The following is an 11,755-nucleotide window of genomic DNA, read 5'->3' on the forward strand; positions in this document are numbered from 1 at the left end:
AGCATCTGATGATCTCTAACCTCGCGAGCGTGACCGTTGATCACACATCCCCCGAAGATCTCGCGCCGCACCCGGCCGAACTCCGAGCCCGTGAACTGGCGGCCCTGCTGGCCCGAGCCCACAACATCCCGGCGGACGTCCACCGGCTGCCGTCCGGCAAGATAGTCGTCTCCGTCTACTACGGGCTGGTCGCCCGCCTCGACGACGCCTGCCGTTTCTGGTGGGTCGTCCCGGCCTCCGCCGACCGGCACCGGCCGCTGTGGACGAGCGCCGCCACCCCGGTCGCGGCCGCGTTCCGGATCGCCGCCCACTACCGGGAGATACGGGCCCACCCGCTGACCCACCTGATCGGCGGCGGCTACCTGCTGACCGACGTCCTGCTGGAGCACCACGTGGCCGTCGCCCCGGTCTGACGCCGCCGGGATCTCCGCTCAGCGGGCCGGACAGGGCGGCCGGTAGCCGATGTCGGGTATGTACAGCTCCCACTCCTCCCGCGTCAGGGCCATACCCGTGGTGTCGCATATGCGCTTGACCACGGTGGGGATGTCGATCACGCGGAGCCGGACGGAGTTGTCGTGCGAGCCGGTCACCAGGCCGCGGCCGTCGGGGGTGAAGGCCAATGCGGCGACCCTGGAGGAGTGCAGTCCGAGGATCGTGGTGAGGGTCGGCCTGGCAGGACTCCGCGCGTCCCGTACTCGGGTGGTGTCGTCGACGATCACCAGGCGTGCCTGTGGAAACGTGTCGAGGACGTGGCGGGCGACCGGGTACCCAGGGCCGTCCGGCTCGGGCGACATGTCGTCGATGAGCACCCGGCGGGTGTCGTCGGTGCCGTCACCGAGGTCGGCAACCGTGGTACGGGCTCGCCGGCACGGGGGACGGGCGTGAACCGGGCACGTAGCCGCCCGATGGGACAGCAGGCTCACCGCTCAAGCTCCGTCCGAAGGGCGGTCCGCGACCGCTTCGGAGATCTGGCCGGTGAGCGCCCGCACGCCCTCCGGGGTCAGCGACTTGACCCCCTTGGCGGTCACCTCGACCTCCTGGTCACCGCGTGAGATCCGGATCGAGACCTCGCCGGGGCGGCTGTTCAACCAGGCGACGACGATGCCGGCGAGGGCTGCCACCGCGCCTCCCGAGCCGAGGGCCACCTGGAGGAGGTCGGTCGTCGGACCGAGTTCGTGAGGTGCCCTGTCCCGTTCGAGAATTCGGACATGTCCGCGGAATTCCGGTTCCTCGATCAGCCACGAGTGGAGATCGCGAAGCTGGTCGGCCTCTGCCCGTACGAGTACGTCCACGATTCGTCACCGCCTTTCCGCCTGCCGTCAATTTAGACGCGTCTCTTAAGGGATGAGGGCTCTTTAATGGTCTCAACTTCACAACTCACGACTGAGGCGTCCGGGTATTGCGCATCCTTTATAAGTTGAAATATTTGTATATGTCCCATAGGGGGTGTTGCGCACAAGATCAGCGTGATCTAGGGGCATGAGGCAAAAGTTGTCGGCATATCGGCTTACCGGCGAGGACGGGATCCGGACCCGGGCGATCCGCGGTGAACTGGGATCCTCGCCCACCATGACCTGATCACCCTGCTCGACCCGGACGCCTGCATCGAGGCTCTGTGCGAGGGCTTCGTCCGGAGCGCCCCGTCCCGGCGCGTCATCTACGGCCCCGTCGGGCTGCCGTGGCAGGATCTCGCCCTGGCCCGGCTCGCCTACCGGGAAGCCGAGCACCGCGGTCTCGGCATCGAGGTCGACCTCCTCGGTCCTCCATCCGGGTCGGTATCGCCCGGGAGCCGATGACCACCCGACCGGATCCGGATGCCCGCGCACCGCATCCGTGAACACCCTCAACGGAGCAAATGGTGAGGTCGTTATGAGGCGTCAGCGGAGGGCGACCCGACGGGGCGCTAAACAGTCGGCACTTATTCGAGTTATATGTCCACACCATTACAGGGTCCACGGAGCGTAGCCGGTGACGGCAATCTTCCCTGGTGAGGACGATAACCTCATGTCGGGCGTTTCGGTGTTTAACTCTGGTACGCAGTAATCGACTGAATTCTGTGGGTAGTCTCCTCGGGTGTGGGTAGTGGCCCCGGGCCAGGCACGAGCACACCGTGAGACGACGGGGAGACGATCGATGATCAGCGTCCTGATCGCCGAGGACATGCACCTGGTCCGGGGGGCCATGGTCGCCCTGCTCTCCATCGAGCACGACATCAAGGTCGTGGGGGAGGTCGGTCACGGTGACGAGGTGGTCCGCTCCTGCCTGCAGCACCGGCCGGACGTCGCACTCCTCGACATCGGCCTGCCCGGCACCGACGGCCTCACCGCCGCGGCGGAACTGCACAGAAGGCTCCCCGAGTGCGCCACGGTGATCCTGACCGGGCTCGCGACCCCGGCCGCGCTGCACCGCGCGCTGGACGCGGGGGCACGCGGCTTCGTCGTCAAGGACACCCCGGCGAGCCAGCTCGCCGACTGCGTACGCCGGGTGGCCGCCGGCCAGCGGGTCGTCGACCCCGAGCTGGCCGTCGCCGCCCTCAACGCGAAGCCGAACCCGCTCACCGCGCGCGAACTGGAGGTCCTGCGGGCCGCGGCCGAGGGCGCACCGGTCGGCGAGATCGCCGACCGGCTCTGCCTGTCCGGCGGTACGGTGCGCAACTACCTGGCACGGATCCTCGCCAAGGTCGACGCCCGCACACGTGTGGAGGCGGTCAGGATCGCCAAAGAGGAGGGCTGGCTCTGGTCAGACGACCTGACCGAACTCGGCCTGATCCGCTACCGGGGGATGAGCGGGCTGCCCGGCCGGGCGAATTCGGTTCGATAGGCCGCCGCCAGGTGAACGCCGCTGTCCCCGGGGCTGAGACGACCGTCCGGGTTCCCGGGGTTTCAGTCGACCAGTTGGAAGCTGCGGGCGTCGAAGCTCAGGAAGCTGTGGATGTCGTTGGTCGGGAAGTAGTAAAACCAGCTTGAGCAGTCCGTCGTCTGGTACACCCTGAGGGTCTTGCCGGTGTTGTTGTACTCGGAGTGCGCGATGAACGGCAGGGTCGTGCAGCCGGTTACCGAGGACGGGTAGGACACCGTCTCGCCGCTGAAGTCGCTTGACCAAAAGTGGACACCGGGCCTCGGCTCGTCCGCGGCGGCGGGAGCGGCGAGTCCGGTCGGCCCGAATCCTCAGTCGGGCTGGGCGGCCGATGGGGTCGCCCGTGCTCCGTCGCGGGCCCGGCTGATCGCGGCGACGGCGGCGTCCGGATCGTCGGCATAGCAGCGGAGGCGCCGGGCCGTGACGACGGCTCCCAGCGGGCGCACCGCGGTCACCGGCTCCGCCAACTCGACGACCAGGTTCGTCTGGGACGACACCGCCAGCGAGAGCTCGTCGCCGGTCACCCGCAGGAGCCCCTCGTGGTTGTAGCGCCGGTCCACCCGTACCGACTCGACCAGCGCCATCGGCACCCGGAGGTCGAACAGGGCACCCCAGCGGAGCCTGAGCTCGTCCGGGGCGGCGACATGGGGCCGGACGATGCCGGCGGCCGTCATCGCCAGCATCGTGACCACGGCGTACACGTCCAGGACCAGCACGATCGCGTGGACGACGGGCCAGGACAGCAGGATGGCCAGCACCACCGTCTCGATCACGCACACCACGGTCAGGATGATCATCATGGGGGTCTGCTCGCGGGCGTAGCCGATCGCGACGGCGTCGCCGCGGACCCCCTGCCGCCACCCGGCGACCAGGTATCCGATGCTCGCCATGGCTCGCGCCTCATACGCCGTCAACCGCAGGATCGGCTCGGGAACCAGCTCCCGCAGCGCCGCCCCGGCCGCCTCGGCGGCCGTCAGGCCCGCCGACCGATGCCTCCGAAACGCCCCGGCCAGCAGGAACGCCTCCACTCCGACGAGAGTGGCGACGGCCACCTCGGCCGCCAGGATCACCGGCATCGGAATGGGGACGCCCGCGACCAGGCACACCACCGTGGCCAGCTCCGCGGGGAGCACCGCGTAGGCGATCGTGCGGACCAGCCGCTTCATCTGAATACCCCCAGCGTGGAGACCCCGGGCTTCAGCCGTGGGGAGGAAGTCATGACAGCCGTTCGGTGAGCAGCCGCAGCGTCGTGCGTACGACCTCGGCCTGGGCCGAGGGAAGATCCGCCAGGAAGGCCGCACCGAGCGGGTCGGTGGAGGCACCCGGGAGATCGGGCCCAAGAAGGGCCAGCAGGTCGGCCGGGATGTGGTCGGTGAACTCGGCGGCCAGCGAGGGGATCCGCGGATCGTCGGGGCTCGCCTCGGTCAGCTCGCCGAGCCTGCGGTAGAGCTCGTAGGAGCGGGCCACGGCGTCGGGGTCGGCGGCCATCGGCCGCATGGCGGCGAACAGCCGCTCCCGATCCTCGGGAGTGGCTGCCGTGTCCATCAGCGCGAGCAGTTCGCGGTCCCAGGCCGCCAGCGCGGGTTCCGGCAGCTCGGCCGCCGAGGTCGACATCGCGCCGAACAACCCGACCAGCCCGGGGGAGACCACGTCGTCGGGGGCGAGATCGGCGCCGGAGGCCTTTTCCAGCAGCACCGCCAGCCGGGACCGGCGCTCCTGGATCGCCCGCTCCTGGCGGGCGAGGTCGGCGTCCAGTTCGACGAGCACCTCGTGCAGGTCACGGCCTCGGTCGTCGGCCAGGACGTCGCGTACCTCCTCAAGGGCCAGACCGAGTTCGGTGAGCCGCCGTATCCGTGCCAGCTCGACCGCGTCCCGCAGGCCGTACACGCGGTAGCCGTTGGGCCGCCGCGGCGGTTCTGACAGCAGTCCCTGATGGTGGTAATGACGCACGGCGCGGGTGGTGATGCCGACCAGCGCCGCGACCTCTCCGATTCGCATGCCTGTATTACAGACGTTGACGTCGCGTCAAGGTCAAGCTCCTCCCTGACCTCGACCTATGATCACAGCAGCTGAGTTCCGCGGCGGTCGCCCGCTGTCCGAAGGTCACCGCCGGGCTGTGGCGTCGTAGCGGCGGCGGGCCTGCTCGATGTGGTCCAGATGCCGGCGGGTCCAGCCGCAGATGCCGTTGACGGTGTCCCGCAGTTCCCGGCCCGCGGCGGTCAGGGTGTACTCCACGCGCGGGGGAACCGTCGGGTGGACCACCCGGTCCACGAGCCCGTCGCGTTCCAGTCCGCGCAACGTCTGGGTCAGCATCTTGTGGCTGATGCCCTCGATCTCGGTGCGCAGCTCGGTGAAGCGCAACGTGCGCTCGCCCATCACGTTGACGATCAGCAGGGCCCACTTGTTGGCGATCCCGATGAAGATCTCGCGTGCCAGCGAGTCGGCACGGGTCAGGTCCGCCCGGTGCGGCACGGGGCTGAGCTGCTCGGTCACCGCGAGGTGCCTCCCTTTCCGGAAAGTGCGTTCTTCCACGTCAACGCACACTCTTCTACGGTTACCGGGTAACTACAAGAGAGTGTGGCCGGAAGGCACGCCGACCGGGAGAGGTCCCATGACGATCCTGAAGACCTATGGCCGCCTGTGGGCCGACGACCTCGACCGGGCGCTGCCCCTGTTGCGGGAGATGGTCGGGGCCGAACCCGACCTGCGGTTCGCCTTCGACGGCGTCGAGCTGGCCGCCATCGGCGACCTCCTCATCGTGGCCGGACCGCAGCAGGAGCGAGCGAGGTACGCCCATGCCTCGGCGACCGTCATCGTCTCCGACCTCGATGAGCAGGTCCGCGCCCTGGAGGCGCACGGTGCCGAGATCACCACCGCGATGAGCACGAGCCCCACCGGACGGTTCCTCTACGCCCGGCACGCCGGCGGGCCGGAGGTGGAGTACGTCGAGTGGGTACCCGAACTGGTCGAGCGGATCATCGGGAGCTGAGCCCGGCGTGCCGCGTACGACGCGCTGAGCGGTCCGAGCGGTGAGCGCCTACTGGCGCCGGGGCAGGTCCGGCTGACCGGGAAGGACGAGGCGGGCGCCACGTGGTCACGGAAGCGGAGCCGAGCTGTCGCACCTTGAGGAGGTGTTCGGCTGCTACATGTTCCGGGTCACCGCACCGTCGTGACACCGGCCTCGCGGGGCAGGGGGCCTGCCCCGCGAGGACGAGGGCTCAGCTCAGGAACGACTCCACCGCTTGCGCGGCGCGGTCGACGCCGCCGTCAGCCCGTACGGTCGCACGGATCTCCGCCAGGCGGGCGGCCACCTCCGCCGATCCCGCGACCTCCTCGACCGTGGAGCGCAAGGTCGCCGACGTGACCTCCTCGGTGGGCAGATGCTTTCCGACACCGAGTTGTTCGAGCATGGCCGCGTTGCCGAACTGGTCCACGGCCTGGGGGATCGCCACGGTCGGCACGCCGAACCACAGCGACTCGACGCATCCGCCCATTCCCGCGTGGGTGATGAACGCCGAGGCCTCGGCCAGTACGGCCAGCTGCGGCACGGTGCGGTGCACCTCGAAGCCGTCCGGGAGCGGACCGAGATCCGCAGGGTCGACACATCCGCCCACCGCGAGTACCACGTGCCAGTCCGAACCGGCGAAACCTTCGAGACACGCCCGGTAGATGTCGAGCCTGTCGTTGTAGGTGGTGCCGAACGAGACGAGCAGCACCCGTCTGTCATCGCCGGGCGGCGTCCAACCGGTCTCCGCCAGCCGCCGGGGAGAAAGGCACGGCCCCACGAACCGGACGTTCGACGGCACCCGGTCGGCGTTGGGCTGCATCACGCGCGGGATCAGGGAGAGGGCGCGGTCAGGGCGTGACTGCCAGTCCCAGGCGTCCCGCTCGATGCCGTTGTCGCGGAGCCAGGCGGTGAGCGCCGTGTAGTAGCGCTCGCCCGACTCCGATGTCCGCATCGCGTCGACGTATTCGGCCAGATCCTGCTCGTAGCCGTCCCACGCGACGAGCGTGGGGGAAAGCTGCACGGCGGGGATGCCGTACCGCACGGCCAGCACGGGTGCGGGCAGCCCGCCGATGTCATAGAGCAGGAGGTCGGGTCGGTCGTTGTCGTAGCGGTCGATGAGGTGCGGCAGCACCGCGATCGCCTCGTCGAGGAAGACGTGCATGGCCGAAGCCGGATCGTCCGGCCAGTCGGCCTCGCTGGTCGGGAGCAGCGAGGGGTGGGCGACGATTTCGGCGCCGGTGGGCTCCACCAGCCCGGTCAGGGCCTCACCGACCGCGTAGCTCACCCGGTATCCACGGGATACGAGTTCGGTGATGACGGCCAGTGAGGGATAGATGTGACTCGGCGCAGTGCAGCCGATCATGGCGATGTGTTCGCGCGTACGCATGATGTCCTGTCGGTTCTCGAACGAGGTGTTCCGACGGCGCGCAGGAGAAGACCCGAAGGACAGGGTCGCTCAAAGGGGGCCGCCCGATGGCGGGCAGGCCCGGCGGTCGCGCCGTGTCAGGCTGAGCGCAGGCGAATGAAATAGATCACGCGCGAGAGCCTAACCTACCCGCCCACCTCGCCCAACCGAATTATTGCCGCGGCTTGTGCCTACGACGACTTCTTCTGGCAGTGAACAAGAGGTCGTCACGCCTGTCGCATAGATGGTCGCCCCTGGCGAAGCCTCTCGATCTCAGTCGCAAAGTCTCCACAAGCACTTTAACGCCATGCTGGAGTACATGATCATGGACGAGATCATCAGCTTCGTCGACGGCGTCTTGACTCTCAGGCCGGCACCCGGCGACGGCTCGCCGGAGGTCAGCTGGGGCGACACGTTCTTCTACTACGCACCCGATGGCGTCACCTCGGCAACGCCCCAGCCCTTCGCCATGGTCGTGACCAAGAACTTCTCGCCAAGGTACAGGGACACCGCCTTGCCGAGATCCGCCACAGCCGCGGGATGACCCAACAGGACATCGCGCAGCGCATGGGGGTCACCAAGGGCCGTATTTCGCAGATTGAGCAAGGCAAGATCTCTGGGCAGGATGTTCTCGCCCGGTACGCCACCGCCTTGGGCGGTCGGCTCCATCAGTCGATCTACTTCGACGACGGTGACATCGCTGCCATCGCCTAACACCGTTCGCCGGTTCTCAGGTGTTTGTCGGTGAGGATCGGCGAGCCACCTCGTTTTGGCTAATCCCGGGGGACCTGACCCGGCGAACGTTCGCGGTCGGGGCGCCGGTCGGTGGGGTGTGGGTTAGTTGTTGCCGCTTGGTGGTGAGTACTGGAGCTCGGCGTCGTTGATCTGGACCAGCAGGTCTTGGACGTTTCTGGCTTCGATGGGTCCGGAGGCGTTGGCGTCCCAGGTGGGGAAGGCCCAGTAGCGGCGGGCCCAGTGGCGCCAGAGGATGACCCATCCCGGATGGCGGGCTTCCAGGTCGCGGGCCAGTTCGGTGGCGTTGTCCGCGCTCGCCGCGGGTGGGTCGGTACGGGCAGGGTCTGCGCCGCGACGGCGGCGGCCTTTGGGGCGGAGGGGTTCGTTTGCCGGTGTGACCATGGGAACCATCGCTTTCTGCCACGTCACCGTGGGGTGGGGAGGCCGGCGTCCCGGACGAGGGGGGACCAGATCCGGGAACGCCGGCCTTTTTGTACGGTCCACGCCCGGCACGGGGGAGCCGTAGGCGTGGACCGGCTCCGGGGTCGGCGGGGATCGGGGGGCGATCCCGGCTGCCCGGAGGTCTAAGAGGTCAGGGCCGGTGCCGCTGAGTCGGCAGGTCGAACCAGACGCCGGTGCCGAGCTGGCCGGTGCCGCACAGGCGGGTCCACTGGGTGCCGCAGTGGCCGTGGGTGAGTTCGGTGACGATGCGCAGGCCCCGGCCGCCGAGTTCGAGGTCGTCGACGCGCTCAGGGATGGCCGGGGGCGGTGCAGGAGGTAGTCGATAAGGGTGGTTCCGGCTCCGGCATCGACGACCTCGGCGCGGACAGGCAGGCCGTGGTCGTGCAGGAGGCGGAGTTCGTAAGGGCCGGGGGCGTAGCGGGTGGCGTTGGTGACCAGTTCGGAGACCACGATCTCCAGCTCGTCGAGCACGTCGGTGGAGAGGGGCAGCTTGGCCAGCTGGTCGCGGAACAACTCCCGGGCCCGTCGAGCCGCGTTGCCGGGCGGTAGGCACCAGGCGGTCATCCGGAAGCGGTTCTGGGCCCTGCCGTACTCGCCGGGGTCCGGGACGGGAACGTGCTCGATGAGCATCGTTGCTCCTAACGGGTGGGACTGGGGGCAGTTCTGCGATCAGGTCGGCAGATGCTCGGCGGGCTCGCTTGTGTTTCGCCCCGGTGGGAAAGCGTGAGGTCAACGGCGGTGTCAGGACCGATGGCAGGCATGGGGACGTCTCCAGGAAGGCGGACTGACAGGGCCAGCGGTCATGTCTTTCTGTGATTGCGCAAACACTCACTGCTGTCGCGCCTAGATGATGCAGTGCAAGCTGCCCTTGGGCAAGTCATTCCTAGAAGAAAGTCTTTCCTCAGGGGATGACGCTTCCCTACGCTGTTCCGAGCACTACGCTCCCCACGAGGAAGGAGGTGGCCATGCCCGTCGAACCCACCCCGCGGCGCCGACGTCTGGGCGCAGAGCTCAGGCGCATCCGTGAAGCTCTCGGCTGGACTCAGGAAGAAGCGGCGAGTCGCCTCGGCTACCAGTCCCTCTCCACGGTCAGCAAGATCGAAAACGGGCTACAAGGATTGAAGATTCAGCAGCTTCCGCACTTCTTCGAGGTCTTCGGCATCACCGACGCCGCTCTACGAGAAGAACTCCGCGACCTCGTACGCCGTGCCGGCGAAGCCGACTGGTGGCAACGTTACGAGGGCGTGGTCGATGACCCACTCGGCGACTACCTTTCCCAGGTTGAAACCGCCAATGGCCTGTTCGTCTTCAACCCACTCGCCATCCACGGTCTGCTCCAGACCTTCGAGTACGCCCGAGCGGTGACCGAAGGAAGCAGGGTCTGGAAGACCCCCGAAGACATCGACCACTTCGTGGCCCTGCGACTGGAGCATCAGCGCACCATGCTGGAGCGTCGACCTCCGCTGAAGATCTGGACAGTGCTCCCCGAGGGCCTGCTGCGACAGGAAGTCGGCGGCCGATCCTGCATGCGTGCTCAGATCGAGCACCTGATCCACCTCGCCCGTACCAACCCCACCGTCACCATCCAGGTCCTGCCGTTCTCCGCAGGAGCCCACGCGGGAATGGACGGCCCGTTCATGCTCATGTCCTTTCCTGCGGGCCGCGATCTGGTGTGCGTCGAGTCCTTGCGCGCCTCCCTGCACTTGAACGAACCTGAGACCGTTGAGCTTTATCGCACGACCGGCGACCTGCTGAAGTCCGACGCACTGTCACCGAAGGCCTCCCTCCCGCTTCTCACCACGATCGCCAAGGACCTCTCGTGAACAAGAACACCCTCCAGCCCGACTGGATCGAGACCCAGCTCCGCAACGTCCGCTGGCAGACCAGCAGCCTCAGCAGCGGCGGCACCAACTGCGTTCAGATCGCCTTCCTGGACGGAGGCATCGTGGCCCTGCGTGACTCCAAGAACCCGGAGAAAGCCCCGCACCTGTTCACCGACGCCGAGTACGACGCCTTCACCGGCGGCATCGAACGCGGCGAACTCCGACGTCCCTGAACTTGCGAGATCATCTGGTTTGTAAAGACTGATTATTGCTACATACATCTCCGTGCCCGCCCAAGCGGGAGAGACCGAAGAGGCATAACGGATCGCGGTCGGAGCCGTCATCGACCGGCACACCTTCCACAGCGTCAGCGTGATACCCCGTGCTTACGAATTCGGACTCCTGCTTGACCTGGTAGGTCAGACGGTACGTGAATGGCGAGAAGTGCACGTCGGCCTGTCGATCCCCGACGGCTTGATCCCGTCATCTTCCCTCGTACGAAAAACCTGACCATGTCTGAAGCCCGAGCCCCGCTGAAGGAGTAGGTCGCGGCCAGGAGGCTCATGCAGATCGTCACTCTTGACGACGACGAGGTACCGCTGGTCTGCAGCGTTTGGTACGGGCGCATCCCCTGGTTGGTATCTTGGGTACGGACGCGTCGGGCAAGTCCAATGTCCTCGCAGCCCTGTGCAATATACGCGATGCCGTGCTCGACTCCTATGCGCGCTGGGTCTCATTCCGAGGTACTGAGTCGATCATAACTTCTGGGACTTTTGAGAAGACTAGAAGGTGAGTCGTCCCTACTGGAGTGGCAGGCGGACCAGCGGGATCTCCGGAAAATCTCAATACTTGTGATCGTCTCAATATCCCAGAGAACAGACGACACAGCAGGCTCGGCCACCTTAGCCCTGCCGCTCACGCCACCTTGGAGTGCCCCGCCGGTGCTCCACTTCAGTGCCATCCTTCGGGTGTAGTCGTCGAGGTCCTTAAGGTCGAGCGTCTTTAAGTCGGCGAGCGACTCGACATCGCGGCCTGCGGAACGATGGTGCTTTAGCACCTGCTCACAATCCATCAATTTGGTGGTCCGGTCAGTGACCAACTCAAGGAGGTGCGCTGCACAGCGCTTAGCGGCAGCAACGAACGCCGCGTCGGTGATGAGTTCGAGTCGCTCCTCGACCGGCTCCGACGTGGCGTTTGAGATCGCTCGGCCCGCCTTCAATACAGTGCCCTTTGTCTTCCCGGCAGCATTGAAAGCCGCGCGCGCCTTTGGCGGAAGCATCTGTTGCCCCTCGGCCTTGCGCGACCAGCGGTGCTGTAGCTCAGCCCAACGACGTTCTTCGTAGGGAGACATCGGAAACTTAGATTGCGCAGCCACGTTCACGCTCAAAGACTAGGGCCTGTAACCGCAAGTGTGCGGGTGAACCGTCCTTGTACTGAGAACGATGATCGAAAGCGATGTCTAACGGT

At 67.0% G+C, this 11,755-nt stretch carries 16 protein-coding genes; 7 read left to right on the forward strand and 9 right to left on the reverse strand.

What is annotated here, in order from left to right:
• Positions 1–29 precede the first annotated feature (29 nt).
• Positions 30–413, forward strand: a complete 384-nt coding sequence (locus IG98_RS0108000; RefSeq protein ID WP_157594214.1) for a hypothetical protein — start codon at positions 30–32, stop codon at positions 411–413.
• An 18-nt stretch (positions 414–431) separates the two neighbouring features.
• Here the strand turns inward: IG98_RS0108000 and IG98_RS0108005 are convergent, their stop codons facing one another.
• Both IG98_RS0108005 and IG98_RS0108010 read right to left on the reverse strand, forming a co-directional pair.
• The gene (locus IG98_RS0108005; RefSeq protein WP_030907853.1) at positions 432–923 is read right to left on the reverse strand and encodes a hypothetical protein; all 492 of its coding nucleotides are present in this window, start codon (positions 921–923) and stop codon (positions 432–434) included.
• Between the two features lie 3 nt (positions 924–926).
• Complete coding sequence (locus IG98_RS0108010; RefSeq protein WP_051751806.1) at positions 927–1,292, reverse strand: effector-associated constant component EACC1; 366 nt, start codon at positions 1,290–1,292, stop codon at positions 927–929.
• An 841-nt stretch (positions 1,293–2,133) separates the two neighbouring features.
• On the opposite strand from IG98_RS0108010, the gene IG98_RS0108015 reads away from it, so the two are divergent.
• Entirely contained in the window at positions 2,134–2,820 is a 687-nt protein-coding gene (locus IG98_RS0108015; protein ID WP_051751808.1) for a response regulator transcription factor, read from the forward strand.
• A 62-nt stretch (positions 2,821–2,882) separates the two neighbouring features.
• Here the strand turns inward: IG98_RS0108015 and IG98_RS0108020 are convergent, their stop codons facing one another.
• From IG98_RS0108020 to IG98_RS0108035, 4 genes are all read right to left on the reverse strand, one after another.
• Entirely contained in the window at positions 2,883–3,074 is a 192-nt protein-coding gene (locus IG98_RS0108020; RefSeq protein WP_030907862.1) for a hypothetical protein, read from the reverse strand.
• 93 nt (positions 3,075–3,167) lie between these two features.
• Positions 3,168–4,022, reverse strand: a complete 855-nt coding sequence (locus IG98_RS0108025; protein ID WP_051751810.1) for a hypothetical protein — start codon at positions 4,020–4,022, stop codon at positions 3,168–3,170.
• Between the two features lie 49 nt (positions 4,023–4,071).
• Positions 4,072–4,854: a MerR family transcriptional regulator gene (locus IG98_RS0108030; RefSeq protein ID WP_030907868.1), complete on the reverse strand. Its 783-nt coding sequence runs from the start codon at positions 4,852–4,854 to the stop codon at positions 4,072–4,074.
• A 105-nt stretch (positions 4,855–4,959) separates the two neighbouring features.
• Positions 4,960–5,349 (reverse strand): winged helix-turn-helix transcriptional regulator, encoded by a 390-nt coding sequence (locus tag IG98_RS0108035; protein ID WP_030907871.1) that lies wholly within the window; start codon positions 5,347–5,349, stop codon positions 4,960–4,962.
• Between the two features lie 118 nt (positions 5,350–5,467).
• Here IG98_RS0108035 and IG98_RS0108040 point away from each other — a divergent pair, with 118 nt between their 5' ends.
• Positions 5,468–5,845, forward strand: coding sequence for a VOC family protein (locus IG98_RS0108040; protein ID WP_030907873.1), 378 nt, complete (start codon positions 5,468–5,470; stop codon positions 5,843–5,845).
• 229 nt (positions 5,846–6,074) lie between these two features.
• On the opposite strand, the gene IG98_RS0108045 is transcribed toward IG98_RS0108040, so the two are convergent.
• Positions 6,075–7,250 carry a macrolide family glycosyltransferase gene (locus tag IG98_RS0108045; RefSeq protein WP_030907876.1) on the reverse strand — a complete coding sequence of 392 codons (1,176 nt, stop codon included), beginning with the start codon at positions 7,248–7,250 and terminating at the stop codon, positions 6,075–6,077.
• Between the two features lie 325 nt (positions 7,251–7,575).
• On the opposite strand from IG98_RS0108045, the gene IG98_RS52370 reads away from it, so the two are divergent.
• Together IG98_RS52370 and IG98_RS52375 are read left to right on the forward strand one after the other, a co-directional pair.
• Complete coding sequence (locus IG98_RS52370; RefSeq protein WP_211263907.1) at positions 7,576–7,812, forward strand: DUF6194 family protein; 237 nt, start codon at positions 7,576–7,578, stop codon at positions 7,810–7,812.
• The gene (locus tag IG98_RS52375) at positions 7,809–7,982 is read left to right on the forward strand and encodes a helix-turn-helix domain-containing protein (RefSeq protein WP_211263908.1); all 174 of its coding nucleotides are present in this window, start codon (positions 7,809–7,811) and stop codon (positions 7,980–7,982) included. The genes IG98_RS52370 and IG98_RS52375 overlap by 4 nt, the downstream gene beginning before the upstream one ends.
• Before the next feature lie 123 nt (positions 7,983–8,105).
• Here IG98_RS52375 and IG98_RS0108060 read toward each other — a convergent pair whose 3' ends face one another.
• Entirely contained in the window at positions 8,106–9,095 is a 990-nt protein-coding gene (locus IG98_RS0108060; RefSeq protein WP_030907885.1) for an ATP-binding protein, read from the reverse strand.
• 335 nt (positions 9,096–9,430) lie between these two features.
• Here IG98_RS0108060 and IG98_RS0108065 point away from each other — a divergent pair, with 335 nt between their 5' ends.
• Positions 9,431–10,288 carry a helix-turn-helix domain-containing protein gene (locus IG98_RS0108065; RefSeq protein ID WP_030907888.1) on the forward strand — a complete coding sequence of 286 codons (858 nt, stop codon included), beginning with the start codon at positions 9,431–9,433 and terminating at the stop codon, positions 10,286–10,288.
• Complete coding sequence (locus IG98_RS0108070; protein ID WP_211263909.1) at positions 10,285–10,521, forward strand: DUF397 domain-containing protein; 237 nt, start codon at positions 10,285–10,287, stop codon at positions 10,519–10,521. The genes IG98_RS0108065 and IG98_RS0108070 overlap by 4 nt, the downstream gene beginning before the upstream one ends.
• Before the next feature lie 500 nt (positions 10,522–11,021).
• On the opposite strand, the gene IG98_RS50195 is transcribed toward IG98_RS0108070, so the two are convergent.
• Entirely contained in the window at positions 11,022–11,567 is a 546-nt protein-coding gene (locus IG98_RS50195; RefSeq protein WP_157594215.1) for a hypothetical protein, read from the reverse strand.
• Between the last annotated feature and the right edge of the window lie 188 nt (positions 11,568–11,755).

It is taken from the genome of Streptosporangium amethystogenes, from assembly GCF_000721075.1.
In the GTDB taxonomy this organism is placed as follows: Bacteria; Actinomycetota; Actinomycetes; order Streptosporangiales; family Streptosporangiaceae; genus Streptosporangium; species Streptosporangium amethystogenes.